At 38.0% G+C, this 26,981-nt stretch carries 22 protein-coding genes; 11 read left to right on the forward strand and 11 right to left on the reverse strand.

Annotated elements, in window-relative coordinates:
* Positions 1–45: 45 nt before the first annotated feature.
* The 3 genes from AC3B5S_RS03530 to AC3B5S_RS03540 form a co-directional block, all read right to left on the reverse strand.
* Complete coding sequence (locus AC3B5S_RS03530; protein WP_489757057.1) at positions 46–1,530, reverse strand: amino acid permease; 1,485 nt, start codon at positions 1,528–1,530, stop codon at positions 46–48.
* Positions 1,531–1,549: 19 nt separating this feature from the next.
* A complete protein-coding gene (hdcA, locus tag AC3B5S_RS03535) occupies positions 1,550–2,485 on the reverse strand; it encodes a histidine decarboxylase, pyruvoyl type (RefSeq protein ID WP_489757056.1) in 936 nt (311 codons plus the stop codon).
* A 331-nt stretch (positions 2,486–2,816) separates the two neighbouring features.
* Positions 2,817–3,869: a lipoyl protein ligase domain-containing protein gene (locus tag AC3B5S_RS03540; protein WP_489790071.1), complete on the reverse strand. Its 1,053-nt coding sequence runs from the start codon at positions 3,867–3,869 to the stop codon at positions 2,817–2,819.
* A gap of 702 nt (positions 3,870–4,571) precedes the next feature.
* Here AC3B5S_RS03540 and AC3B5S_RS03545 point away from each other — a divergent pair.
* The 6 genes from AC3B5S_RS03545 to AC3B5S_RS03570 all read left to right on the forward strand — a co-directional run bounded on the left by AC3B5S_RS03545 (position 4,572) and on the right by AC3B5S_RS03570 (position 11,900).
* Entirely contained in the window at positions 4,572–5,132 is a 561-nt protein-coding gene (locus AC3B5S_RS03545) for a TetR/AcrR family transcriptional regulator (RefSeq protein ID WP_489757054.1), read from the forward strand.
* 140 nt (positions 5,133–5,272) lie between these two features.
* A complete protein-coding gene (locus AC3B5S_RS03550; protein ID WP_489790072.1) occupies positions 5,273–7,789 on the forward strand; it encodes a hypothetical protein in 2,517 nt (838 codons plus the stop codon).
* Between the two features lie 205 nt (positions 7,790–7,994).
* A complete protein-coding gene (locus AC3B5S_RS03555) occupies positions 7,995–8,900 on the forward strand; it encodes a proline-specific peptidase family protein (protein ID WP_489769250.1) in 906 nt (301 codons plus the stop codon).
* A gap of 615 nt (positions 8,901–9,515) precedes the next feature.
* Positions 9,516–10,187 carry a histidine phosphatase family protein gene (locus AC3B5S_RS03560; RefSeq protein WP_489774720.1) on the forward strand — a complete coding sequence of 224 codons (672 nt, stop codon included), beginning with the start codon at positions 9,516–9,518 and terminating at the stop codon, positions 10,185–10,187.
* Between the two features lie 214 nt (positions 10,188–10,401).
* Positions 10,402–11,049, forward strand: a complete 648-nt coding sequence (locus AC3B5S_RS03565) for a TetR/AcrR family transcriptional regulator (RefSeq protein ID WP_489774719.1) — start codon at positions 10,402–10,404, stop codon at positions 11,047–11,049.
* Between the two features lie 20 nt (positions 11,050–11,069).
* A complete protein-coding gene (locus tag AC3B5S_RS03570; RefSeq protein WP_489774718.1) occupies positions 11,070–11,900 on the forward strand; it encodes a glycosyltransferase family 8 protein in 831 nt (276 codons plus the stop codon).
* On the opposite strand, the gene AC3B5S_RS03575 is transcribed toward AC3B5S_RS03570, so the two are convergent.
* Positions 11,897–13,660, reverse strand: a complete 1,764-nt coding sequence (locus AC3B5S_RS03575) for an ABC transporter ATP-binding protein (protein WP_489774717.1) — start codon at positions 13,658–13,660, stop codon at positions 11,897–11,899. The genes AC3B5S_RS03570 and AC3B5S_RS03575 overlap by 4 nt on opposite strands.
* Before the next feature lie 99 nt (positions 13,661–13,759).
* Here AC3B5S_RS03575 and AC3B5S_RS03580 point away from each other — a divergent pair, with 99 nt between their 5' ends.
* The 3 genes from AC3B5S_RS03580 to AC3B5S_RS03590 are packed head-to-tail and all read left to right on the forward strand — an operon-like array spanning position 13,760 to position 16,343.
* Positions 13,760–14,539 carry a 1-acyl-sn-glycerol-3-phosphate acyltransferase gene (locus tag AC3B5S_RS03580; protein WP_489790073.1) on the forward strand — a complete coding sequence of 260 codons (780 nt, stop codon included), beginning with the start codon at positions 13,760–13,762 and terminating at the stop codon, positions 14,537–14,539.
* Complete coding sequence (locus AC3B5S_RS03585; RefSeq protein ID WP_489769254.1) at positions 14,536–15,492, forward strand: glycosyltransferase family 8 protein; 957 nt, start codon at positions 14,536–14,538, stop codon at positions 15,490–15,492. Before AC3B5S_RS03580 ends, AC3B5S_RS03585 begins: the two co-directional genes overlap by 4 nt.
* Positions 15,489–16,343, forward strand: coding sequence for a lysophospholipid acyltransferase family protein (locus AC3B5S_RS03590; RefSeq protein ID WP_489769255.1), 855 nt, complete (start codon positions 15,489–15,491; stop codon positions 16,341–16,343). The genes AC3B5S_RS03585 and AC3B5S_RS03590 overlap by 4 nt, the downstream gene beginning before the upstream one ends.
* Positions 16,344–16,583: 240 nt before the next feature.
* Here AC3B5S_RS03590 and AC3B5S_RS03595 read toward each other — a convergent pair whose 3' ends face one another.
* From AC3B5S_RS03595 to AC3B5S_RS03625, 7 genes are all read right to left on the reverse strand, one after another.
* Positions 16,584–17,240 carry an amino acid ABC transporter permease gene (locus AC3B5S_RS03595; protein ID WP_489757044.1) on the reverse strand — a complete coding sequence of 219 codons (657 nt, stop codon included), beginning with the start codon at positions 17,238–17,240 and terminating at the stop codon, positions 16,584–16,586.
* A 13-nt stretch (positions 17,241–17,253) separates the two neighbouring features.
* On the reverse strand, positions 17,254–17,892 hold the full coding sequence (locus tag AC3B5S_RS03600) for an amino acid ABC transporter permease (protein ID WP_489757043.1): 639 nt from the start codon (positions 17,890–17,892) through the stop codon (positions 17,254–17,256).
* On the reverse strand, positions 17,892–18,704 hold the full coding sequence (locus tag AC3B5S_RS03605; RefSeq protein WP_489790074.1) for a transporter substrate-binding domain-containing protein: 813 nt from the start codon (positions 18,702–18,704) through the stop codon (positions 17,892–17,894). Before AC3B5S_RS03605 ends, AC3B5S_RS03600 begins: the two co-directional genes overlap by 1 nt.
* 11 nt (positions 18,705–18,715) lie before the next feature.
* Complete coding sequence (locus tag AC3B5S_RS03610) at positions 18,716–19,453, reverse strand: amino acid ABC transporter ATP-binding protein (protein WP_489757041.1); 738 nt, start codon at positions 19,451–19,453, stop codon at positions 18,716–18,718.
* A gap of 102 nt (positions 19,454–19,555) precedes the next feature.
* Positions 19,556–20,746 (reverse strand): MFS transporter, encoded by a 1,191-nt coding sequence (locus tag AC3B5S_RS03615; RefSeq protein WP_489790075.1) that lies wholly within the window; start codon positions 20,744–20,746, stop codon positions 19,556–19,558.
* Positions 20,747–20,913: 167 nt separating this feature from the next.
* Positions 20,914–22,719: an FtsX-like permease family protein gene (locus AC3B5S_RS03620; protein ID WP_489790076.1), complete on the reverse strand. Its 1,806-nt coding sequence runs from the start codon at positions 22,717–22,719 to the stop codon at positions 20,914–20,916.
* Positions 22,720–22,980: 261 nt separating this feature from the next.
* Entirely contained in the window at positions 22,981–23,733 is a 753-nt protein-coding gene (locus AC3B5S_RS03625) for an ABC transporter ATP-binding protein (RefSeq protein ID WP_489790077.1), read from the reverse strand.
* Positions 23,734–23,868: 135 nt separating this feature from the next.
* Here AC3B5S_RS03625 and AC3B5S_RS03630 point away from each other — a divergent pair, with 135 nt between their 5' ends.
* A complete protein-coding gene (locus AC3B5S_RS03630; protein ID WP_489757037.1) occupies positions 23,869–25,314 on the forward strand; it encodes an APC family permease in 1,446 nt (481 codons plus the stop codon).
* Positions 25,315–25,473: 159 nt separating this feature from the next.
* Positions 25,474–26,760 (forward strand): GTPase HflX, encoded by a 1,287-nt coding sequence (hflX, locus tag AC3B5S_RS03635; protein WP_489790078.1) that lies wholly within the window; start codon positions 25,474–25,476, stop codon positions 26,758–26,760.
* Positions 26,761–26,981 lie beyond the last annotated feature (221 nt).

A 26,981-nucleotide genomic window follows, 5' to 3' on the forward strand; every position in this document is an offset into this window, starting at 1 on the left:
AACGCACCCTCCTTTTTTATTACCATGCTTCAAATACTAAATCACTTAATGTTTAGACATCACAAAGATTAAGCCCAAGACAGCGACTAAAATAATTACCCCGGCAAAGATCTTTTCGTATTTCGTAAAAATCGCAGCTTGAGGAGCATATTGCTTGCGCGCATACATAAAGACCGGAATTCCCAGCGCATAAATAATAAATGACAAAGTTGTATATTCAATCCCCGCAGCGTATCCCATAAAAATAGTTCCTAAAGCTCCTAAGAGACTGATGTAATGGGCTTTCGTGCGCGAAGAAGTTGTGGTTAAATGTTGTGGATTAAAGGTTTTTTCGCTGCTACTTTCTTTAAATAGATAGAGCATCGAAATTAAATACGGCGGTACAGTCATGGTGCCGACAATCGTTAGCATCGTATTAAACGCATTGCCCGCAAAATGCGTGCCAATAATAATAATCTGCATGACAATCGTGGAAACAACCACTGAAAAAGAAGGCACTTTATTTTTATTAATTTTGGCAAAAGCCCGTGGAAAAGTCTGATCTTGAGCAGCCGCCGCCGGCATTTGCGAGAGCAGTAAGGTCCAAGTTAACCAACTAGATAAGACCGCTAAAATGACCCCAAACGTGATAATCAAACGTCCCCAAGGTCCAACTACGAGATTCATTAATTCTCCGGAAGATGGCGAATGCATCACCGCAATTTGACCATAACTTTTTAAACCGAGGGGTAATAGTGAGGCCAACGCATATAACACTAAACAAATTAAAAAGCCATATTTGGTCGCCGTCCGAACATCTTTTTGACTACGAGCCTTATCAGACAAAACAACTGCTCCTTCAACCCCACCAAAGACCCATAAGGTCGTCATCATCGTATTTTTGACTTGTGAAGCTAAAGAACCAAGATTCTTATCTCCTAAACTAGCAATAGCATGATTAGCAAACATATTAGTCGTGAAAGTCTGCCAATTAAAGACGACAATCATCGTAATTAAGAAGATTGCAGTTGATAAGAGCATTACAACGGTACCAGTGATATCCACCCAACTAGCACCTTTAATTCCATTGAGAATTAATAAACTCATTCCCCACAGAATTAAACTATTTAAGATTAAGGACGGAATATTATTGCCATTGCCAAAAGTTCCCGGCCATAAAGTGTTTAACGTGGACATTAATAATACGGCATATGTTACGTTGGCAAAACACTCGCAAATCCAATAACCCCAACTAACAAAAAAGCCTGTAAAGCGACCAAAACCATCATCGGCATACTTATATAATCCTGTCGTAAACTGCGGCCTGATTTCTGACAAAGTCAAAAAAGAACGCACAATAAACCACATGATCACCCCGGTTAGAATCCAACCGAAGACTTGTCCCAACATCCCAGCTTTAATCGCCATATTTTGCGGCAAATCATAAATGCCACCGCCAACCATAGCGGATAAAACAAACGCAATGAGTCCTAAGACTCCGACTTTTTGCGTCGTTGAATTTTTTGTTGCTTGTTTTTTCTGGGCAGTCACAAGTAGTTTCCTCCTCCCCTTAATACTTAATCTGTTTAGTTTCTACAATGGATTCATAGCCCATTTGGTCTAGCCATTGCGGCAAAGTCAGTTGTTCCATAATTTCCATATCTTTATCTGGCGTTAGTAATGAGCCGTTAGGAATGGCATCAATTGGTAAGGAAAAATAAGGGGCCGCTGTGATAGCATTGCCAATTTGCCCCGGTTCCATCATCGTATGTGCAAAACCAATCCACGAACTAGCAAAAGATGTGTCAGCATCTTGACCACAGGCAGCAATTGATTTAGCAATGGCGCGGCGCCGTTGTGCCAAAAACTCATTCAGCTCAGCTTCACTAGGTGTATTCCAAACGCCAGCATCTTCGATATACATGCTAGAATTATGTTCTGGATCTTTCGCAAACGAAATTGCGATAGCGGACCAAACACCATAACCTTGTCCGGGTTTCATGGCTTGGTCAGCTTTGGGACGCGAAGCGGTCACTCCTTTGTTAGCACAAACAATAAAACTCCCCGGTGCTGGATAATGGCGACGTTCATCGCGGACGCCAAAATATTCAACTAAAGAATCTTGTAATGGTTTAGCGTCATAAATTGGTAATCGACTGCCATCCCACTGTTCCACACTGAATAATGGCTCTGCTTGATCAACCGTCGGATTGCGCAACAAGTCATATCCTAAGAAATGCCCCTGCGGCCCAGTAAAACTTGAGGCTGTTGTCATATTAATTTGTCCGATATAAGCGTTTTTGGTTTCTGCCCGATCATAGGAAACAATACCGTCTAAAACATCATCATCGGTTTTGTCACGCACACCAGCATCAACTTTGATTCCGGTGACGTAACCGTTCCCCAGATTTCCTGGTTCCATGTAGCCTCGTGAATACTTGGTATACGGACTAATTGCAATCCGATCAATCCCCATTTGGTTAAGTTTTAAATCTAATTCTGCCATTTGATAACCCCCATCAATGTTTCAAATTATGAAAATTAATTTCTAGGGCAATCATAAAAGGCTCTAATTTTTTTAGCAAGAAATAAGCTATATAAGTGCTATTATTTGACAATAAATAGCCGCATGGTATTTTATAAGCAATAAGTATGCATTTTTTAGACTTGATTATCAAATTATTTAATATGTAAATCAATGAAAAACCATTACATTTTAGACCAAAAAATGCTCACCCAAGCAAAAGCTTGGACAAGCATTCCTGTTTTAAAATGAAGTGGAACAAAATAACTGAGAAGTTGTGTACTAATTAAAAACTCCGTCAAGACAAAATAATTTATTGGAATGTAGGAATTTGGATCGCATATTGTTCTTCCAGCAAAATTTTGGCTAACGCTGCTGGTTGAAAAGCGCCTAAATTTTCAGGTAAATTGCTTTGTTGAAAAGCATCAATTAACGGCTTTAACTGAAAGGAAACCCCAATTAAATTCTGTTCAATCAATTGCAAATTTCCTGAAGCCAACGCAAAATCACCATAAATTTTGATTTGCGTCAGCACGTCGTGCTGCACAGTAAACGCAAATTCAATTGTCCCCAAATTAGCGAAGTGGCGTGCATGAAAATGGGCTCCGGTTTGCTGTGAACCATAAATCCATTCCGGCGTACTGTATTTAGTAGCTGCCAATTTAGTTACCGCTTGCCAGTCTTCATCTGTCATGTGATAAGTTGGAAATGCTGTTAAATCAGTCGTTTGAAATTCCATCTGTAAAAATAAGTCTTGAATTTGTTGTCGAGTAATATCTTGATATTTTGATTTCAAATAAGGCCGAATATTAGTAATTCGACGTTGAACTGAGGGAACACCCTTGATCGCCACATGCTGTAAAGCTGCTTTGGCTTGAGCCATATCAACATCCAACATTAAGGTGCCACCACAAGAAAACCGTTGCTTAATTCTCGCAGAGGACAGGCTAGAACACTTTTGATCTGCCACCGTAAGATCAGTTCGACCATTCATAATTGCGGGTACGCCTAATTCATGCAAAACTTTCAGCATCGTTTGGGCATACAAATCAAACTGCTGATAATTAGTTCCCCGATCACTATCTACATAAAAATAAGTTAAGCTCCCAGCGTCGCTATAGATCGCACCGCCACCAGAACTGCGCCGCGCTAAAGTAAATTGCTGGTTCTTTAAGTAACCCAAGTTGACTTCTGCGCAAACATTTTGATTAACTCCACAAGTGACCGCTGGTTGTGAAGAATGTGTAAAGCCAATGAGTGTTTCATCACCAAACTTAGTTTGCGTTTCTAAGTATTCAATCACTGCTTGACTTAAATACGGATTCTGACAATCAACTCCTCTGTTAGCTAGATCAATATATAACACTGTTTTTTCCTCACTTTTTTGTAATCGCTAACATTTATTATTAGCACAAAGCTTCTAATTTTTCAATCAGACTGAGCTGATATTTATTAATAAATTATCAAAATTTTAATAAACATCTGCAAAAACAACACATTACCCTTTATTTTCAACAGCCGAGCGCGCATTATTCGGCAAGCGTGAACTATGGCAGCACGAAAGTTTCGAGCTGCTGGGAATAGACTTAACTACAACTTAGTGACAATTGATCCCAATTTGCTATGGCTTGTTCCAAATTTATGCAATAATCAAATCTTAAATTTACTTCAGAAGGTTTTTCTGGTCGTCAGTTACATAGTTAAATTTGATGGCTCTTAATATTGAAATGATGGTAAAAACTGCATCTCCAGACCAAAAAAATAATTATCAAAAATTGTTAAAGATGCTTCATTACTGTGATAATTAGTCAACTACCGATATGGCTGCAGAACTTGGTACTCATTCACTAAATATCTTTGATAGCAATCGTTTTACAACCATCAAATAAATTAGTAAAAAAGCAATAAAAAATATTGCAATATTTTTGAAATAAATTGATTAAAGTAATATACCACAAAATGCCGCTTTTGTAGCACTTGTTTGTGAACTGTTCTTTTTTATGAATCCTAGGTTAATAATTACTCATGTAGCAAAATGAAAAGAAAATTATTACTTTAGGAGTGAACGATGAATGGTAAAAAACAAACTACTAAAGAACAATCACGTCAATGGTTATGGCAATCATTTCTCCGACTGTTGACTCAAAAGGATTATTCGCACATCACAGTCACAGAAATTGCCGCTAATGCTTCGTTGGATAGAGGGACATTTTACCGCGCTTTTGCTAATAAGGGGGATTTAATTGATTGGCATTGTCAACAAGATTTTTATGAATATTGTCAAGTGATTTTAGCAGAAGACCTAAAAAATTTGACTGCTGAACAATTTCTGGGTAATCTGTTCAATTTTTGGTGGGATAAACGCGCAACCATTAAAATTTTGATTCAGCAAAATTTAACTTACCATTTTTTAAAGATTTGGAATGATAAGTTTAGCGACATATACGATAATTTTAAACTACCAACTCATATACAAGGTACACAAGCAGAGATCCAATATTTACAAACTTTTACTTCGGGAGGATTTTACTTTGTCATTATTACTTGGCTGGCTAAAGAAAATCCAGAGCCACCTAGTTATCTGGCGCAGTGTTTTACACGTGCTTATAATCACATTTTAGAGAACTAACTTTTTGAAATTGAATAAAAGGTCAAAAAGCATCCCGTTTTTACTAAAAACTATCTAGAATTTCTGTTTTTTTTATGTAAGAACAACAACGGCTAATTTATTACTTTTAAATCACCATAACAAAAAAGGTAAAGAAAAAAATGAGTAAAAAATCTTTCTTTAATGTAGCATTAACATTAATTTCTTTAGTTATCAGTATTATCTTCGCCAATGGTTTTCAAAGTCAAACCATTTTAGCAACAGCTAAACAAGAACCATCAGCTGCTCTTGTTAAGCAAGTTGAAGGAATGAATTTACCTAATGAACAACTATTAAAAACGCCCGTTATGACAGTTAGTAATTTCACCTTGAATCCTCCACAAGCTACTGATATTGATGATGGCTTAACTTGGTCAGCACCGCAAAATAACTTGGAGATTGGTTATACTAATCCTATGGCTATTAACGGCAAAACAGTTAAAATGGGCTTTACTTTTGGTAGTTGGTCGGCAACTAAATTTTCCGGACAAATTACTTCAAATTCTAATATTTTTCTGCAAGATGGCTTAAATTCTAATGGTACACCAAATAACATTCAAGCCTTTAGTCACGGTGCAACTGAGGGACCTTCAACTAGTTCGGATTACGTTCTTTTTCAGGGGGGCGGGGCGAACTCATTAATGTATACAGCATTACTTACGTATGGTCATCAACCGACTTATTTTGTATCTAAAGATAGTAGTGGTGCCGTACAAGCGGTTAAAGTCATGGGGTATTGTACTAATGGTGATTCTAACGATTCATTCGAATTTGAAGAAATTTTGCGGCGTTCCCCCTACCGTAATGGGAATGTTGCTCAAGAATTATATGTAAAAAACATTTCTAGTTCACCACAGCTTTACCTTATTGGTGAACATGAGGATACACAATTAGAAAATGGTGCGCTGATTGGCAACTATGTTCCAGATCGAGTACCAGTTTATGCCTTGGGAGATAATCGTGGTATGTATCTGGAATCACCTAATCATCGGTTAAATATTAATTTTGATCTTACAAATGGACCAGCGCATTGGTTAGCTGAAGATTATAGTGATCGGTTTAGCTATAGCCCAACAGGTCTTAGTAATGCAGTTAATCGTGATAAAACTCCAGTTTTTAAGGGACCGAATTTTACAAATGTTACTGGACAAGAGATTTATAATTATTCAGCAGGTAAGATATTGTTACCGAAAATTAAAAACCGCAATAACGGTAAAATCGAATATCCTGATTCAGGTTATGCTGTATTATGGCCACAATTTACTTTACCAGTAGGACAAACGCAACATTATGCATTGGATATTGGGGTGGGTGCTAGCTCTTCTTCCAACCCATGGCTAAAAGAAAATTGGCAAAATGAATCCCGATCAGACGGCAAAAATTATCCAGGGAATAAAATTAAGTTTACTGTTAATTTAGGAAATGATGGTAAAGATAGTGAGTATAAGACAACTAACTTATCCGATTTAGTACCCGCAGGAATAGATGTAGATAATAGCAGTTTTAAGTTAACTGATGCTAATGGTACAACTAAGTCTGTCACTTATAATGCTGCTAATCGTGGTTTGCAGTTAAGTAATGCTGATGCCATAGACTTAAAAGATAATCAAACTGCAACTTTAACATTTTTGGGAACTATTTCGAATTCTGCTAGTGGACCAGCTTTAACGACGACTCCTAAAGCAATAGCTATTGAACAAAAGTTAGATGGCAATCCTACTAAGGACTTTTCTGGACCACAGGTTAGTATCCCATTATCACATAAATTTCAGGCCGAATTAACACAAGATGCCTCAGACCAAACTCACAAAGAATTACCAGCAAACCATTATATACCGGGGGATACGATTGATTTTCATATACACTACAAGATTAATGCTGATGTTACTGATAGTGTATCGGAACTTCACTTTATTCCTAGTGTTAGTGCAGGATTAACAGCTAGTGGCCATGTAGCAGCGACAATGGATAATTCTGAGACTAATGACTTAAAAGTAACTTATCAACAAACAGAAGGTTCTCCTTGGCCTTCTCAAGTTAACGTTACTAAAAGTGATGGAACTGCTTTTAAGGCAGGTGATCAAATAACGGTAACCATTACGGGAACCGCGGAAAAATCACCCGATGATCAGTCTGATGGTAAGTTAAGTCAGACAGTTGATGTGACTGGTACTTTAGACTCAGGTGAAGCAATTGCTTCAAACCCAAACACTTTAACAATCTTACGTCAAAATCTGACCCGCTTAAGCGTACCGAAGAGTATTGATTTTGGGACACATTACAAAGGAGAAGCAACCGAATTCTTAAATCCAGAGTTAGATGCTAATTTGACAGTGGAAAGTGGAGTTAAATTAAATTCTAATTCTAGATTTTTGGTTCAAGCCCAGGGTAATGCGCAATTAGCTGGTGGATTATTTTTGAAAGATCAAACCAATCAATGGCAGGATTTATCAACGCCAACATTGCTACCTGTGCCATCACCATCGCCAGCTCCAACAACTGATGTTGATTATCAGTATATTTATGATTTTTCTGCCTTAATCCAGCCTAAAAAATGGAAATTAGTAGTACCGGTTAATGCTCAAAAACCAGGCCAGGCTAATCAAACTGTTACTTGGACCATCTCGAACTCATTATGAGTTAGTAAAATTGAGAAGTATTTAATTTTGAGCGGAACCATCACTTAATCCAAGGTTAATCCAATTAATCTGAGACCAAGTGGTTTGATTTCATCAGGTCTTCAAAGAATGTGTTCCTTGCTCACTTTCAAAAAATTAATAATATGTCTAAACTAGGCAAAATTTGCTATGATAGAAGTAATTACTTCAGAAAAGAGTGAGTTGCATGAAACAAGGAACACATATTCTAACCTTAGATAATGGTTACCATTTATGGACACGCACCGTAGGTCACGGTGATATTAAATTATTATGCTTACACGGTGGTCCCGGTGGTACCCATGAATATTGGGAAAACTTCGGTGATGAATTGGCCGATTTAGGTGTCGAAGTTACGATGTACGACCAATTAGGTTCATTTTATTCTGACCAACCAGATTACAGTGATCCCCAAATTGCCGAAAAATATTTAACGTATGATTATTATTTGGGTGAAGTTGAAGAAGTCCGTCAAAAATTAGGTCTTGATAATTTTTATTTAATCGGCCAATCTTGGGGTGGCTTGTTAGTTCAATTATATGCTGCCAAATATGGTCAACATTTAAAAGGCGCTATTATTTCTAGTATGGTGGACGAAATTGATGACTATGTTAAACATGTCAACCAATGCCGTTTAGATTGCCTCGGCCCTGATAAAGTAGCCTACATGGAGCAAATTGAACAAGCAAACAAACTGGATGACCCTACCTACCAAAGTTATGTTGACGTTTTGAACGCCGAATACGTTGATCGCAAACAACCTGAAGCCATCCGACATTTAGTATCAACCATGGCAACTGATGTTTACAACGTTTTCCAAGGCGACAATGAATTTGTTGTGACTGGTAAATTAAGTCAATGGCATTTTCGCGAACATTTGCACGAAATTCAAGTTCCAACCTTGCTGACTTTTGGTGAACACGAAACTATGCCGTTATCATCTGCAAAAATTATGCAGGAAAAAATTCCACATGCTCGCTTAGTAACCACGCCTAACGGTGGTCATCATCATATGATCGACAACGCACCAGTGTACTTTGATCATTTGAAACAGTTTATTAAAGATGTGGAATCCGGTAATTTCAACGATTAAATAATCACTGCGACAAGTAGCGTTTAGAAGTTGAGTATAGCCTTAGATAAAGGACTTAAGTTTTGATTTTTAAACTTGAGTCCTTTATTGTAGCTAGACGCAGACTTCTGCTACTTGGAGCGCTAAATCAATTACTGTGACAAAGGGCGATTAAAAACTGAGCACTAACCTAGACCAAGACTAAAGTGTATTTTAGCTTTAGGACTTGGGCGTAGTTAGGCACAAGTTTTTGCCCTTTGGAGCGCTAAATCAATCACTGTGACAAGTAGCGTTTAGAAGTTGAGTATAGCTTAGATAAAGGACTTAAGTTTTGATTTTTAAACTTGAGTCCTTTATTGTAGCTAGACGCAGACTTCTGCTACTTGGAGCGCTAAATCAACATCGCGACAAAAAACGTTTTTAACCGAAAACTAACCTAGACTAAGGACTGAAGTTGAACTTTAACTTGAGTCATTAGTTGTTGTTAGGCGAAATTTTTCAATACTTAGCTGAATTTCATAGTATAAAATTCAAGCTAAGTAATTATTTTATTCATTAAATTAAATAATGTCATCATTAAAACAACTCCGCCATTTTCTCATAAAACGAGTACAATAATTGACAGGAGGTAGTGAAATGAAATACACAGTTTATTTAATCCGTCACGGCCGCACCTGGTTTAACAACTACAATAAAATGCAAGGTTGGTCTGATAGCCCACTAACAACTGAAGGTACTGCTGTTGCCGAAAAAGCAGCTCAACAACTAAAAGATGTTCCGTTTGATCTTGCCATTTCTTCTGATGCACGACGAGCCATTGATACTTGTCGCATCATTATTTCTGAAAATGTTAATCATGAACAACTAGTTCCTCAAAAATCTTCCCGCTTTCGGGAAGAATTTTATGGTTACTTTGAGGGAATGAACTCTGACGAAGCTTGGCATATGATTTTAACACCTCATGGTTATACCAGTTATAATGACGCTGCCCAAAAAGTGGGGTTGGATCAAACCAAAGACTGGATGAAAGTCGCGGATCCATTTCATGACGCTGAAGATTCCACGGAGTACTGGCAACGATTAGAGGCGGGATTTAATGATTTAGATCACCTCGCATTTGATGGCGCCAAAGTCTTACTAATCAGTCATGGCACCACCATTCGTTCTTTAGCTCAACGCTATGGTGATGGCTCTTTTGAAGTTGATCGTGGCCCGGCTAATGCTAGTTTAACGACTTTAGTGCGTGAAGATGGTCAAAATACCGTAACCAGCTATAACCAAAATCTCTTTACCGCAGACGAAGTTTAATTATCTAGTTGTCCCAAATTTATTATCTATTCAATCTTACCTGAGAGTTAGATTTCTAAGTTTCTACTTTAGAAATTTAACTCTTTTTATCTGCTTAAATTTTCACTTGACTCCTGTTCAAAATAAATTATAGTAAAATAGGATTAGTTAGTGAGTGTTTACTCATTGATTTTTGAGTAATTACTCAAAAATTATATTATCAGGAGGTAGCCCTATGGAAGATCGGGCTTTATACACGCTCTTTCCTGAAGCCCAGTTGTTTACCAATACGAAGTATAAATTATTTAAAAGTGCGATTGAATTATTTGCACAACAAGGCTTTAACAAAACGAGCACTCGCCAAATTGCTCAACAAGCACAAGTATCCGAAGCTTCGCTGTTCAAATATTTCACGAATAAGCGTGGAATTTTAACCGCGATTTTAAAGCCGATGGCGCAGCAAATTTTTCCCGACGTCATTCGCGAATTTTCTCAAACCGTTTTGCAGAAACACACGGCCAATCTTCAAGAACTCATTACTTTAATTGTTCATAATCGCATTGATTTTTACAAAAAAAATCCCGAGTTAACTAAAATTTATCTCAACGAACTCAGCACGAACCCCACTTTAAGCCAAGAGCTGCTACGTTCTTTTCCTAAAGAAGCTATTCAAGATTTTAATGCCGAAATTAATTATTTAAAGCAGCGGCAAACTATTGTCACTTGGCAAAATTCTGAAATTTTTCGCTTTATTATCACAACCTTGTTAGGTTATTTTGTCGAACATTATATTTTGTTTCCCCAAAAAAAGTGGTCTCAAACCGTTGAGGTCAATCATTTAATCACTTTTATCACTGACGGTTTAACCGTCAATAACCACTAAGCATTTTTGATGTCAAGTATTTGGAGGTCCTAAAGATTAATATTTTATATTGTGGTGATGATAACATGTTTCATGGTATTTTATTATCCATGTTATCAATTGCTAAACATGAACCAACACCGTGTCATTTTTATATTATTACTGCTTCGCTCTACAACAAAAAGCATCAGTTTCAAGCCTTGAGTACTGCACATGTAAACTTTTTGACGAAAGTTTTACATGACAAAAATCCGCAGCATACGCTAACCAAAATCGATTTAACCGACCTATTTAACCGTTATTCACCGTTGGCCAACTTGAATACCATGTTTACACCTTACAGTATGTTGCGACTATATCTTGACTTAGTTCCAGAAATTCCCGATCGTTTGCTTTATTTAGACGCTGATGTTATTTGTCACCATGCTTTTGATGATTTTTATGATCAAGATTTGCGTGATACCGAATTAGTGGGCGTTTTAGATTATTACGGTCGGTGGTTTTTCCATTACCAATGGCAGAAGTTTGATTATCTCAATTCTGGGATGTTACTACTTAATATGCAAAAAATTCGTCAGACCGGTCTCTTTGCCAAATGTCGCACTTATTGTCGCAAACATAAATTAATTATGCCGGATCAATCAGCCATCAACAAATTTGCGCGCACCAAACGCTTCGCCGCCACTAAATACAATGAACAACATGGCGTGAACGAAGCCACGGTCTTTCAACATTTTTCTACCAATTGGAAATTGTTACCAGTTATTCATGTAGTTAGTGTCAAGCCTTGGGAAACTGACAAGGTTTTCCAATTAAATTTAACTGCGAATGACCAAGATATTTACTTAGAATATCTTGCTTTAATTAACTAGTGCTTGTTCAACGTGCCAAATTGTTCCTGAAAATAAGCTTGGTAAGGTGGATAATTTTGTAATAGCTCCTCATGCGTCCCCGAACTTTGCACTTGACCATTTTTAATAAAATAGATTTGATCAGCATGAATAATGGTATTGAGTCGATGAGCAATAATGAGTGTCGTGCGGCCAATCATTAATTGCTGCAGTGATTGTTGAATTAATTTTTCAGATTCTAAGTCTAAACTGGCAGTTGCCTCATCAAGTAATAGCAGTTTGGGATTGCGCAAAAACACCCGTGCAATCGCTAAACGCTGGCGTTGACCACCGGACAAATTCGTTCCTTGCTCTCCCACTGGCGTGGCCAATTTTTGGGGCATTTGTTGGACGAATTCGCGCGCATTGGCTAACGCCAATACTTGCCATAATTGTTCATCAGTATAATGTTTTGATAATCCATAAGTGAGATTATCCCGAATTGTGCCAGTAATGGCTACTGAATTTTGATCAACCAAACCCAATTGCTGACGCCAAGAAGTCAAGTTAACCTGGTTTAAATCGACTTCACCAATTCTGACTTGACCGTGGGTGGGCTGGTAAAAACCTTCTAACAAGTTAAAAATTGTAGACTTGCCGCTACCTGAAGGTCCCACAAATGCCACTGTCGTCTGCGGTTTAATCGTGAACGCTACTTGGTCTAAAGCTTGCCGGCCATCCGGATAAGAGAATTGCACATTATCAAAAGTTATTTTTTGCCGTTGATAATCAATTTTTTGCCCACTGTGTGAATTTTCTGCTCCTTCATCTAACAATTCCCGAATTTTATCGGTGGAACCATCCACTTTGGCTAAATCCGTTAAGAATTGCCCTAATGTCGTAAAGGGGACCATTAATTGAATTAGATACATCATAAAGGCCAACAACGTTCCCAAATCCAAAGTACCATTTTTGATCCGCACTTCACCATAAAGTAAAATGCTAAAGACCGTGGCTAACATAATAATGCCCGTGACAGGACCGACAATAGAATCATAAATGGCTTCTTTACGTCCAACCTGATACAATTGCTGTAATTGATTTTGACCGCTCTGATATTCTTGAATTTCGGCGTTATCAGCCTTAACTAAGGTAATGCCACTAATCATTTCGCTAACTTTACCACTAAATTGTGCTAACAAGCTTTGCCGTTGCCCCGCAATTTTGGTGGAACGGTGAAACACTGGTAATAAAATCAAAATCAATAACGGGACCGCAATAAACAAAATCAGCGTTAATTGCCAATCCATCGCTAGCATAAATAACAAAGCCCCGACTAACTGCAACAAAGAAGTTAACATTTTGGGTAAAGAATTAGCTAACAACTCTTTAACTTGGTTGGAGTCATTAATGACTCTTGACGCAATTTCGCCGGATTGTCTTTGATCAAAATAACCTACCGGTACCGTTAACAACTTATCCCACAATTTTAAGCGTAATTTCAAGACCACCTCTTCGCCAAAAAAGCCCAAAAAGCTGCCTGAAAAAGCCCCAATCAAAGTACTCAATAAAAACAGCCCACCGCCTAAGACCACTAAACCTACATCCACGTGTGCTAGAGATTTTTGTACCATTGCCACTAATTGTTTAGCAATCATGGGCACAATTAATTGGATCACAATCGAAACCGCCCCTAACACAATGCCAAGGAGTAATTGCCAATAGTGCGGTTTAATTTTATGTATTAAAGTCATCAAATTATGATAACTATCTCTTAATTTGTTACTATTGAAAAATGACATAATTTTACTCCTATGATTGCTAAATTAAAGAGTTCTATGTAATATTAACCGAACCAGCTAGCATAAGTAAAGCCATTATTTTACTAGGAAGGATGGACTATGACTCAGAAAACCATTTACTATGAGTCTTATCAAGACGATGTTGTTACTTCTAAAAACCAAGCGGCCAAATTACCAGCTAACCATCGTTGGATTCATCATAATTTATTTTACCGCTGTTTTTCACAATTATTTTATTATTTAGTAGTTGTTATTAGCATTATATACTGTTATGGTTGGTTACATTTAAGATTTCAAAATTTACATAAACTACGCCAAAACTCCAAGAAAGGTGGTGTTGTCTATTGTAATCATACTCAGCCTTTAGGGGATGTTTTCTTGCCTTTTTTAGCGGCTTTCCCCAAACGGCCTTATATTATCTGCTCCCAAGCCAATCTCGGATTGCCAATTATCGGTAAATTACTGACATTTGCCGGCGCGTTAATCATCCCTGATGGTAAAAAGCAATTTAATCAATTTAATCAAGCTATTAAATATCACTTAAACAAGCACCACCTCATCTTTATTTATCCAGAAGCCCATGTTTGGCCGTACTTTACTGAAATTCGGCCCTTTACCGCCACGAGCTTTCATTATCCTGCCGCTTGTAACAAACCTAGTTTTAGCTTAACCGTGACCTACCAATCAGCTAACTACTTCAAGCGGCCACAAATAATTGTTTATACTGATGGACCTTTTACGGTTGCTTCGCAACTTTTGCCCAAGCAAAGGCAATTCCAATTGTATCAACAAATTCGCAAAACCATGATTACTCGCAGTCATCAGAGTAATTGTCAATACATTAATTACCAACAACGAAAGGACTTCGTCAAACAATGACAAATCTTAATCAAGAAATTCCCGTTTTCTTTTCTGTCGATGACAGATACGCACCTTATCTAGCTGTAGCTATAAATTCCTTAATTCAAAACAGCAATCCTGAAAGAAATTATCATATTATCGTTTTGTGTGATGACTTATCACTGACTAACCAACAAAAACTCCGTACCTTAGTCCAATCAAATATTCAGTTAGAATTTGTTTCCATCACCGAGCAAATCAAAAAACAAATTACGGATACGAATAACAAGTTACGTGCCGATTATTTCACCTATACCATCTACTTCCGCTTATTTATTGCAGAATTATTTCCACAATTTGACAAAGCTATTTACTTGGATGCCGATACTGCTATCAATCATGATATTGCGGATTTATTTGATCTGCCATTAGGTGACAACTGGATCGGCGCAGCCGTTGATCGCTTCATCGTGGAAAATCCTGAAACTTTTAATTACGCTCAAGAGGCTATTGGCGTTGCCGGTGATAAATATATCAATTCGGGCGTTTTACTCATGGATTTACAGGCCTTACGCGATAATCATTTTGCTGATCATTTTTTTAACTTATTAAATCAATACCATTTTCGTAGCTTAGCTCCCGATCAAGATTATCTCAATGCTATCGCTAAGAATAAAATTATGTACCTAGATTCCACCTGGAACGTAATGGTAACTTTTCCTGAGGAGACACCAGCTGCTTTAATCCACTGGAACTTATTCAACAAACCTTGGTACTACCAAGATGCCCCCAGACAAGAATATTTTTGGAAATACGCCCAAACAACACCGTATTATGATCAATTACAACAACAACTGCATAGTGTGGATGCTCAAGCCATTCAAAAAGATGAAAAAAATGCTGACGAATTAATGAACTTAGCTGTGCAAATTGCTAAAACTTCTAATACTTTTCATGCCCGTGCCCAGCAAGGAGTGAAGATCGCCTTATGATGATTGATCATTTTATTGATATTGGTGATCGAAAACCGGTCATCGACAACATCAAGCATAACGTTCAACAGCACGCTTTAACCGCTAAAGTGGAAGTTAATGATCCCGTCATGAGCTTAGCTGACGAACAGGCAACCATTCACGAATTTGAACAACTGTTACCAACTTGGAAATATCGGCTGAATAATTCTACGGCCCGCCATATCATGAACTTAGCGGCAGCGACTTTAAAAAGCAATCTTCAAGTAACAAACCAACATAATTTAACCGGCTTACAATTGCCTGCGGTCATTACTTGCAATCATTTTAACCCCATCGACAGTTTATTGGTCCGCCAAGGATTGCATTTTAAGCGAATGGCCATTGTGATTGAGCCTACCAACTTGAAGATGCCCGGACTGTTAGGATATCTGATGAACTATACCGATACCATTCCTATCAGCCAAAGCTTCAATTATATGAAAAAAGATTTTCAACAGTTGGTCGCTCACAGTTTGCAACAAAAATTACCCTTATTGATTTTTCCCGAAAGTGAAATGTGGTTTAACTATCGTAAGCCGCGCACTTTCCAACGCGGTGCTTATTATTATGCGGCTAAAAATCATGTTCCTATTCTTTCCTGTTTTATTGCAATTTTTGACGCACCAACTGCCAAGGATCCACATGCTGTTAAGTATCAATTAATGATCCTCAAGCCGATTCATGCGGATCCTGATCTATCTATCAGTGATGCGTCTGAACAGATGCGACAAATTGATTACCAACAAAAGGTCGCTGCTTATGAGCAGGCCTATCAAAAAACATTTACGCCTGAGTTTGAGGACACAGATATTGCGGGACATTACCTTTAAGTAAAGATACACATTATAAAAGGCTTAGAACTAAAGCTTACGATCTCAATATTCAAACATTTTTTGAATATTGTTAGATCCTAATTGCTTAAGTTCCAAGCCTTTTTTGATTTACGGACATTAAACTTATTTGATCTAGTCTCCAAGTATCATCTAACTACGAATCAGCCACCAAGTCAAAAGTCGAAATTAATTGTTAATCCTTAGCTTTTAGATAGGTACTGGTCAAAGTCTTTGCTGTTAACCAGCCATGCGCTTATCAATATGATTACCTAATAATGATAAGCTGAAACAAACGATAAAATATAACACAGCTAATGCTGCAAACATTGGCAAAATATAGTTGGCATTTTGTCCATAAATTACTTGCGCATGTTGCATCATTTCAGGAACCACGATAATTGTGGCTAACGATGTATCTTTAATCAAAGAAACAAATTGACTAATCAGTGCCGGAATCATTTTTTTATACGCTTGCGGCAAAATAATATGCCACAAGGCTTGCAAAAAGCTCATCCCCACTGAGCGCGCGCCTTCCATTTGTCCCGTATCAACCGCATTCAAACCCGAACGAACAATTTCGGCAATCATCGTTGATTCGAAAACCGTCATCGCAATAATTGCTGCAACGATGGTATCGGGCTTTAACCCAAAATTAGGCAAACCAAAATAAGTGAAGAAAATAATCAACAAAAGCGGAATATTGCGAATAATATCAATCACAAAACCAAAAATAGCCGAGACATATTTGATTTTAGAATAGCGAATAATCCCTAAAATGGAACCAAAGATAAAGCTTAATACCACCGAGATCACAGAAATATAAATTGTCACCCAAAGTCCCATTAACAAGAAACGCAGGTTCAACCATGAAAAAGCTTGAATCCAATTTTGCATTGATGATCACCTCCTAAGCCAGTTTCTTTTCTAAATGTTGCATGTAATAACTCAATGGCAACGTAATTATTAAATACAAAACCCCCACAACCAAATAACTATTGATGGTATCAAAAGTCGTGGAAGCAATCGAATTAGCTTGATACATTAAATCAAAGCCCGCCACAAACGCCAAAACAGACGAATTCTTAACTAAGTTAATAAATTGATTACCTAAAGGAGGAATCACAATTTTGACAGCTTGCGGCAAAATAATATAACGCATTGCTTGCCAATAAGTCATCCCTACTGATAGGGCTCCTTCCATCTGGCCTGTCGAAACTGACTGAATACCCGAGCGAATGGTTTCGGCAATAAAAGCGGAAGTATATAACGTCAAGCCAATGGTCCCTGCGGTAAAACCGTTGATTTTTACAACGTACATCGGAATAACTAAATAAAAGAACATGGTAATTACTAATAACGGAATATTACGAAAAATTTCCACATAAGCCTTGCCAATTACCCGGGCAATTTTATTGGGCACCACTTCCATAATGGCAAACAACGTACCAATGATTAGGCTAAAAAACAAGGCCAAGATACTTGATAAAACGGTCCAACCAAAGCCGCTTAATAGTTGGTGGCCGTAATGTGTAAAAATATTAATCATTATCGATACAGCTCCTTATAATTAAACCCCGGCACATTACCAAACCATTTTTTGATTAAACGATTATACTCACCATCACGTTGCATTTCTGTCACTGCACGGTCCACGGCCTTCGTAAAGGACTTTTGGCCCTTGTTAACTGCCACCCCGTACGGTTCTTTAGTAAACGTTCCGCCCCGCACTTCAAAGCCAGGATTTTCGACAGCTAACCCGTACAAGATCCCATTATCGGTCGTTAGCGCATCACCTTGGTGCGACTTTAAAGCATTCATTGCTTGGGCATAATCTTGCAACTCCACGACGCGAGCTTTCGGTGAAACTTTTTTGATATTATCAACTGAATTAGAACCGACTACGCCAATCACGGTTTTATGATTTAAGTCACGCGCATTTTTAATGGTAGAATTTTTGGGAACTAACAACGATTGACCAGCATCAAAATAAGAATGTGAGAAATCAATGGTTTTTTCACGTTCCGGTGTAATCGACATGGTCGCAATGACCGCGTCAACGTTACCATTTTTTAGTAATGGTACCCGGGACTGCGAGGTAACCGTGACAAATTTGGCGTGGCCATGAGGGCCTAAAATATGCTTCGTAATGTGCTTGGCCATATCAACGTCAAATCCTTTTTGCTGCCCGTCAAGTACATCAATCAAGCCAAATAATTTCACATCACCTTTGACACCCCAAGTAATGGTATTCGACTGACGATCATTTTGTAAAACCGATTGACTGGACAGTTTTTGACCACAACCACTTAAGAATACAATCCCTAATAATAAGGAGAACAACCAAAATTTCTTTTTCATCGCGGTTCCTCCTAATGTGTAATAATCTTACTCAAGAATTGTTGTGCCCGTTGCGTTTTCGGCTGCTTAAAGAATGACTCCGTGTCATCATCTTCCACAATGCGCCCGGCGTCCATAAAAATAACGCGGTTAGCCACCTCTTTAGCAAAGCCCATTTCATGGGTCACGATTAGAGAAGTCATATCACTATCAGACGTAATTTTTTTAATAACTTGTAAAACATCATCAATCATTTCTGGATCTAGCGCCGAAGTTGGTTCATCAAATAATAAGAGTTTCGGACGCATAGCTAGAGAGCGGGCAATCGCCACCCGCTGTTTTTGACCACCCGAGATTTGACTCGGCATATTTTGAGCTTTCGTTTCTAAACCAACCATTTCTAATAATTTCATGGCTTGTTTTTTGTTATCAGCTTCTGGAATATGGCTGACAATTCTCGGAGCCAACATAATATTTTCTAAAACTGTTTTGTTCGCGTATAAATTGAAATGTTGAAAAACCATGCCAACATCGCGACGTAAAATATTTAAATCAGTCTGGTCTGATGAAAGATCATGATTATTGACAATTAATTGTCCCTCTTGAATCGACTCCAGTCCATTCACCGTTCGCGCTAGCGTACTTTTCCCTGAGCCAGATGGACCGATTAAAACTACCGTCTCTCCCTGATCAATTTCCAAATTAATATCGTACAATGCATGAAACTGTCCGTAATACTTTTGGACATTATGAAATTCAATCATTGACATGTTATCGCCTCTTTCAAACTTGTTTCCTAATAGCTTCTGTCTAGAAACTATTTTTTCAATTATACTCTTCTAAGGACAAATTAAAAATAGTCTTTCTTATAATTAATTTTTCTTAATTTTATAATCCCATCGCCGAAACCGCCAAGCTAACGTCAAAACTACTGCAAAACCTAAGGTGGCCAGTATTAAATCTAAGAAGAAAATTTGCTGAATATTCTGCGTCATGCGTCCCGTAACTAATGGAATCACCACTGCAGCCACAGCGCCCGCCGAGTTATAAAGTCCCGTGGCCCAACCTTTTTGTTGCGGCCAAACTTCTAATAATAATGTCAATCCTAACTGCATGACGCCACCAGCAGCACTAAAGCCGATTAAACCAGACATTAAAATGCAGACCGCCTGATTATTAAAAAAGCAGAGCAGACTTAAAACAATAACTGATAATAATGTATAAACGAGCATCAAGCTAAGGGTTTTCGCGCCGTGTTGGGTCAACCAGACGGTCAGCAAAACGCACACCACCGATCCTAGACTGTAGTAACTAATTAATGCTTGAGCCTGTGACGTTGTTAAGTGAACCACTGTTTGCCCTAAGCGCGTTAACCACTGGCTTACTAAATAAAACGTTGCTTGGGCCAAAAAGCCATAACTAATTAATAAGCCAATATCAAAAGTCGTTGCTTTAACCGGCAACAAAGCAGTCTTTTTAGTTGTCGATGGTGATATTTGAGGCACTGATTGGCGCCAATTGATGACCCATAAAACGACTCCATTACAAAACATTAAGCTTAAACATAAAAGAATGTTCCAACCAAACCATTGTTGATGCAAAGTCAACCAACTCACCAATAGCGGTAGCATGAATTGTCCCAAAGACATACTGGCTTTTAATAACACGTTGGCGCTACTGGCATGTTGTGGAAATAATTCCGTTAAACTCGGATACGTTCCGGCGTCTAAACACGCATTAGCGACACCTGCCAAAAGAGCACTTAACTGAGCCATTAGCAGCGTTGAACTGCTTAATAAGCCACCAAAAAAGCCCGCATAACAAACCATTCCTAATAAAATGATCTTTTTTCTGCCCAAATGATCAGATAATTGACCTGCTAATAATTGCGTCAGTAAGCGACCAATTCCAATATTGGCAATCACGGTAGCAATGCCTGCCAAGTCAGTCTGCCAATACTGCATCAGACTAGTAGCATTTTGGGCAATCATAATGGCACCCATCCCGTGAATAACATAATTTAAATAGAGGCTGCTCGCCAAGATTTTACGTTGAACTTTCATAAAGTGGTTCTCCAAAAGAAATTATTTTTTCTGGTACAAAAAAGGTTGGAACAATAATATTAACATTTCCCACCTTGGGCAACATTATTTACTATTATTGTGCTCCAACCACTAAATTGCGTCTACTGATTCATTTGAACTTGGATATTGTTTCCATTCTGTAAAAACTAATCCGAACTATTTTTCTTCAATACAATAACTTTATATAAACCAACTGTTACTAAATAATACAACGCATATAACAAAATAAAAATAATCATTGGCCACCACAAGTGTTGGTAGGGATTACGTAACAGCGGTTTGAATAAGCGCAACCCAAATAACAAGTTAATAATGCCTAAGCCAGCCGGAATACCAAAGAGGACGGCCAATTCTTGTTGAATCGAAGTTGTTAATAACTTTTTTCGAGTACCAATTTTTTGTAACATGACATACCGTTGGCGATCTTGATTAGCTCCTGATAAGACTTTAAACATCAAGCAACTGGCTAGCATTGCTAAAAAGGCAAAGCCTAAGAAAAAGCCCATAAACTCTAAGCCACTGTACATTTCGTTAATCATTTGGTAAGTCAAAAATTTCGGCATCGCTCCTTGATCCTTTAACATTGGAAACCGGCTTTGTTGCGCAGCGACTAATTTCCCAATGACTTTGGTATTTTGATAAAAATCACTAGTCTTCACCAGAATTAATTGATTAGTAGGCTGCTTAATTTGATCAAAGTCACTTTGATCTACCCAACGTAAAGATTTTTCTAAGCCCTGTGGGATTAATAAGTGTTGTAAATGATTCCCCACTTCTGATTCTGGACGTTGCATTTGCTTAGCCGATGGGGTCAGCGTGGTCACTTTTTGGTTATTCGTTAATAAATATTTAAACGGTTGTCGTTGTAATTGTTGTCGGACCAAATAGACCTGTCCCGCCTGAATTTTATATTGATAACGCGTTTGTTGTGGCTGTTTTAATTGGTGCAATAATTGCTGTTCATGATATGTCGGATTATTAACCGTAACATCGTAATACTCGGCATGATCAGTGACAGTCCGCACATTTTGTTGAAAGCTCATTCCCACACTCAAAGCTCCCAACGCCAACGAAAAGAGCAATGACACAATCGTTAAAATTTTTGTATAATCAGCAATTCGAAAATTCAATTGTCCTAACGTAAATTCGTGCAAGCCTTGCAAAGCCCACCGGCTTTTTCGCAAATGGTTTAATAAAATTCGAAACAAAGTATTGATAATCAGATAAGTTCCGAAACTAACCGCAATTAAAGATACCGCCAACGCTAGAATAGCCAGTTGACTAACTAACCCCATCATCCAATAACCAATGCCTAAACAAACTAGTCCCAAGATTAGCCTAATTACCTGTCCCACTGAAATAGCATTCAACCGTGGATTAATTCGCGGACTTGCTGGCTTTACCAGTTGTAAAATTGGTGTATGACTAATCTTCCAACTGTTTTGGCAAGCCGCTAATAAAAAGATTAAGCCCAACACAATGATCGTTGATAATAAAGCTGGACCATAGAAAATGTGAAATCCAGTTAATGAGGTGTGAAGTTGGTGTGCCAAGGCTTGAGCAACTAATTTTGTCAAGCCTAAACCAACCAGCACACCACTAAGCAAACTAAACAAGCCAATCAACATCGTTTCCAGAATGACTAGTTGACGAATAGTCTTCGGTCTGGCACCGAGCATCAAAAACATTCCGTAATCTTTTTGGCGCATACTCATCAAAAAGTTATTCGCATATAAAACATAGACGAGTGTAATCACTACTAATAAGACAGTTCCTAATTGAAAGACAATTGGCGTCACGGCAATTGGAGAATTAGTTTTTAAAAACTTTTGATTCAAAGCTAGCGCTTGAAACATATAAAAAATGGCGGCCGAGATTAATAACCCCGAAAATAATACCGCGTAATCTTTCAATCGATGTTTAATTCCACTTAAAGCTAATTTATGAAGCATAATTCCTCCCTACTGCGACCAGTGTCGTTCAGAAGCCGAAGACTAACCTAGAATAAACAATTAAGTTGCGTTTTTTAACTTGATGGTTTATTCGTAGTTAGACGCAGGCTTTTGGCACTTAGAGCGCTAGATCAAATACTGCGACCAGTGCCGCGTAAAAGAAACGGACTAACACTTAGGCTGCTTTGTACTTAAAGATTGCGTGTCGTTAAATAACCTTGAGAGCAGCTCAATTCCTATTGAAAATTTTTGTTTTCAATCTTATTCCACAAAAGTACCCAAATTATTTAATATTTGCTGATAAAACTCCGGGCGTGTGGCTTGTTGCCGCTTTAATTCCAAACCAATTTGACCATCACGAATAAACAAAATACGATGGCAAAAACTGGCTGAAAATGGATCATGTGTCACCATTAAAATAGAAGTTTGATCCGTTTGATTAATTTTAGTCAGTGTATCTAGTAAAGCCCGGGCACTTTTAGAATCTAAAGCACCAGTGGGTTCATCACCTAAAATCAAGGCTGGATCATTGATTAAGGCCCGAGCCGCCGAAACGCGTTGTTTTTGCCCACCCGATAATTGATTAGGATAATGTTTTAAATACTGCTCTAAGCCTAACTTTTGTGCAACCAACTGTACTTTTTGTTGAATCAGTCGCGGTTTAACTTTTTGTAAGGATAAAGGCAAGGCAATATTTTCAAAAGCCGTTAAATTATCTAATAAATTAAAGTCTTGGAAAATAAAGCCAATTTGCCGCGCTCGAAAATCAGCTAATTGATTTCCCTTTAACTGCGTAATGTCCTGACCATTAATTGTCACCGTGCCACTGGTTGGTCGATCTAACGTCGACATCGTATTTAATAACGTCGTCTTACCCGAACCAGAAGCACCCATAATCCCCACAAATTCACCCGCATCTACTTGCAAATTAATATCTTTTAAAACTGGAGTGGCGACTGTATTTTTCTGACCATAAACTTTTTGAATATTTTTTAATTCTACAACTGGTGTCATAATATCCTCCACAACAATATTTTTTATTATGTTATATTATATGATAAATAGCATTGTACAATAAATTATATATTTGCGTCAAACCTTTTTTGGCGTATACTATTTACGTTTTTGATTAATTGGAGGAGGACGATCATGTTTGAAGATTTAGACCCTGATCGTAAAAAATTTATTAGCTGGCCCGTAGTCGCTTTAATGGATTTTGTGACAGTCATCGGCTTTGATGATATTATTTATAACTTTCAAAACCAAGGCTTAGCCGTGGTGACTACTTGGATTTTAATGTTATTTGTTTTTGTCGTCCCTTACGAGATGATTGTGGGACATCTGGGATCCGTCTTTAGCCATGATGGTGGCGGCATGACTTCTTGGGTTCGTCATACTAGTGGCGATCTCTGGGGTTATATCTGTGCCTGGACTTATTGGGTCTCAGGTTTGCCTTATATCGTAGATGTTGCTAACTCAATGGTTGTTTCATTTGGCTGGTTGATTTTTGGTAACAACTCACTATCTAATAAAATGAGTAATGCCATGTTTGCTTTATTAACTGCCGTTATCTTTACCATCTTTATTTTCTTGGAACACCGCTTTAAAAATTCCCTGCAGTTCTTCAGTATTATCGGTGGGGGCGCGATGTTTATTATGACGGTTTTATATGTCATCATGACCTTTGTCTATTTAGGACACGGTGGTGCACCACATACCCAACCATTTACTTGGAAGTCCTTTTTACCGCATGTCGATATGAAATACTTAGGATCATTTGCGTTAATTATTTTTGCCATGAACGGGAGTGAATTTGCGGCTCCTTATGTAACCGAAATGAAAAACGGCAAAAAAGACTTTCCTAAAGCCATGTGGATGTTAGCGATTATGACCGGCTTCTTAACCGTGCTGGGTTCATTTTCACTAGGAATTTTCTTCAATGCCCATCACTTACCGAATGATCTAAAAATGAACGGTTCTTATTATGCTTTTCAAAAAATGGGTGCTGAATTTGGCTTAGGTAAGTTCTTCTTATACGCCTTTGCAATTACCCAAGCCATTTATATGATGGCCCAATTGGCTGTGTTATTAGATGCGGGCACGCGCATGTTCTTATCCGATACGGCGAAAAAATATTTACCAAAGAGCTTAACTAAATTAGATAGTCGGGGCTTACCGATTAACGGCTATTGGTTAACGACTGGCATCTGTACTTTTATAATGGTCGCCAGCGCTACCTTGCCGAATATGAACTCTATTTTTAATCAACTCTTAAATCTGAACGGTATTGTTTCTCCATATACTACATGTTTTCTCTTTTCTTCATTTATACTAGTGCGCCTGCACGATAAAAAATATCCTTCCGATTTTGTCTTTATTAAAAATAATAAATTAGCTGTCGCGGTAGGGATCTGGTGTTTTGCCATCACCTTTGGTTTTGCGACACTCGGCATTTGGCCCGTTGATGAAAAACCGGGTACTGCCACGTTCTATCAGGTTTTAGCTTTAAATATTATTGAGCCCTTGGTCATGCTAGTAATCGGTGCCATTTTACCAATGATTGCCCGCCATCAACAAAAAAAGGCTTTGGAATAATTTTTACTATTAAAAAAAGACTGACTAACATCAGTCTTTTTTTAGTTATAACTAGTAGAACTTCAATATACACCATGAGCTATCTTAGCTAAAATAGATAATATTAAGATTAGTATTTGAAATCATCAGCCCACTTTCTTAAATTACAGGAGGTCTATTATGCAGCAACTAATACCAGTTATTTTGATCGGCGTCAGCCAATTTCAAAGTGATTTTTCCAGTTCGATGGCCGAATTAAAGCAATTAACTTTGGCGGCCAACTTAAAACCGCAAGCTCAACTGACCCAAAATATGGCCCAAATTAATCATCAAACTTACTTTGGTCAAGGAAAAATTCAAGAACTTATTCAATTAGCTCACCGCAAAGCTATTCAGTTAATCATTGTTAATGATGAACTCACCCCAGCTCAGTTACGCAATCTGGAAAAATTGACGCAGTTAAATTTTTTAGACCGAACGGAACTAATTCTCCAGATTTTTAATCAACGAGCTCATAGCCGCCAAGCCCAACTTCAGGTAAAAATTGCCCAGCTGCAATACCAATTGCCACGCATTCACCCGTCTGGCAATCCATTAGATCAACAACGTGGTGGTGGTTTAGCTAACCGTGGCACCGGTGAAAGCCAATTAGAACTAAACCGCCGGACCATTCAACAACAAATCGCCCAACTAAAACATGAACTACAACATCTGCACACCGCACTACAAGTTCAAAGCCAGCGCCAACAACAATCGCGCCTGCCCAAAGTGGCACTAGTAGGTTATACCAATGCTGGTAAATCAACCACTTTAAATGCCATCTTAGATTATGTTCAACAACAAACGACTAAACAGGTTTTAGTCAAAGACCAATTATTTGCCACGTTAGATACAGCCGTGCGGGAAATTAAATTACCGCGCCAAACTAATTTTTTATTATCCGACACCGTCGGCTTTGTCAGTAAACTGCCCCACAACTTAATTGAAGCTTTTAAATCAACCTTAGCCCAAGCTCAAGATGCCGACTTATTGGTACAGGTCATTGATGCCGCTGATGTTCACCATGAACAAATGGTCCAAATTACAGAGCAAACCTTACAAGCCATTGGCATCAACCAAAAGCCCATGATCTACGCATATAACAAGCTAGATCTAGTCACAACGAAGACCAATGCCGTGACTATGAATCGCAATACTATTCGTTATAGCGCTCAAAATCCGGCCGATATTGGGCAATTGTTACAATTGATTGAACAATTTTTGACGGCGCAGTACCAAACTATTGCCGTGCTGATTCCCTACACTAACGGTAAAATGGATAATTATATCCAAACACAGCTCACCATTATCGATAAATACTTCACCACAACCGGGACCTACTACCAACTCAAAGTCGCGCCCGCAGCAAAAAAGCTTCTCCAAAAATTCAGATTACCTAGTGCTCAAAAGCTGGCTCCTCTGAGTTAATTTTTACGCTTCGAACTAAAATCGCACATTACTCAAATAATCAAATTGCCCTGCTGCACTCCCTCGACTATTGGCAAATTAATTCTTATTGCCCGCTTCCACTTCAAAATATTTAATTTTTTTAATAGTAATTCGCTATGTAAACAGTGTTTTTTCGATATTAATTAATCTATCATCATTTTATATAATTTATTTTTAATATCACTATTTACTTTTAGATT

The organism is Bombilactobacillus sp. ESL1094 (genome assembly GCF_058107425.1).

Coding starts and splice junctions, on each gene's coding strand:
- hdcA (WP_489757056.1), bottom strand. CDS start 2,485: ATGGCAGAATTAGATTTAAAACTTAACCAAATGGGGATTGATCGGATT.
- AC3B5S_RS03600 (WP_489757043.1), bottom strand. CDS start 17,892: ATGATTAATATTTTTACACATTACGGCCACCAACTATTAAGCGGCTTT.
- AC3B5S_RS03605 (WP_489790074.1), bottom strand. CDS start 18,704: ATGAAAAAGAAATTTTGGTTGTTCTCCTTATTATTAGGGATTGTATTC.
- AC3B5S_RS03550 (WP_489790072.1), top strand. CDS start 5,273: ATGAGTAAAAAATCTTTCTTTAATGTAGCATTAACATTAATTTCTTTA.
- AC3B5S_RS03580 (WP_489790073.1), top strand. CDS start 13,760: ATGACTCAGAAAACCATTTACTATGAGTCTTATCAAGACGATGTTGTT.
- AC3B5S_RS03615 (WP_489790075.1), bottom strand. CDS start 20,746: ATGAAAGTTCAACGTAAAATCTTGGCGAGCAGCCTCTATTTAAATTAT.
- hflX (WP_489790078.1), top strand. CDS start 25,474: ATGCAGCAACTAATACCAGTTATTTTGATCGGCGTCAGCCAATTTCAA.
- AC3B5S_RS03545 (WP_489757054.1), top strand. CDS start 4,572: ATGAATGGTAAAAAACAAACTACTAAAGAACAATCACGTCAATGGTTA.
- AC3B5S_RS03555 (WP_489769250.1), top strand. CDS start 7,995: ATGAAACAAGGAACACATATTCTAACCTTAGATAATGGTTACCATTTA.
- AC3B5S_RS03560 (WP_489774720.1), top strand. CDS start 9,516: ATGAAATACACAGTTTATTTAATCCGTCACGGCCGCACCTGGTTTAAC.
- AC3B5S_RS03595 (WP_489757044.1), bottom strand. CDS start 17,240: ATGCAAAATTGGATTCAAGCTTTTTCATGGTTGAACCTGCGTTTCTTG.
- AC3B5S_RS03575 (WP_489774717.1), bottom strand. CDS start 13,660: ATGTCATTTTTCAATAGTAACAAATTAAGAGATAGTTATCATAATTTG.
- AC3B5S_RS03625 (WP_489790077.1), bottom strand. CDS start 23,733: ATGACACCAGTTGTAGAATTAAAAAATATTCAAAAAGTTTATGGTCAG.
- AC3B5S_RS03620 (WP_489790076.1), bottom strand. CDS start 22,719: ATGCTTCATAAATTAGCTTTAAGTGGAATTAAACATCGATTGAAAGAT.
- AC3B5S_RS03590 (WP_489769255.1), top strand. CDS start 15,489: ATGATGATTGATCATTTTATTGATATTGGTGATCGAAAACCGGTCATC.
- AC3B5S_RS03565 (WP_489774719.1), top strand. CDS start 10,402: ATGGAAGATCGGGCTTTATACACGCTCTTTCCTGAAGCCCAGTTGTTT.
- AC3B5S_RS03630 (WP_489757037.1), top strand. CDS start 23,869: ATGTTTGAAGATTTAGACCCTGATCGTAAAAAATTTATTAGCTGGCCC.
- AC3B5S_RS03610 (WP_489757041.1), bottom strand. CDS start 19,453: ATGTCAATGATTGAATTTCATAATGTCCAAAAGTATTACGGACAGTTT.
- AC3B5S_RS03585 (WP_489769254.1), top strand. CDS start 14,536: ATGACAAATCTTAATCAAGAAATTCCCGTTTTCTTTTCTGTCGATGAC.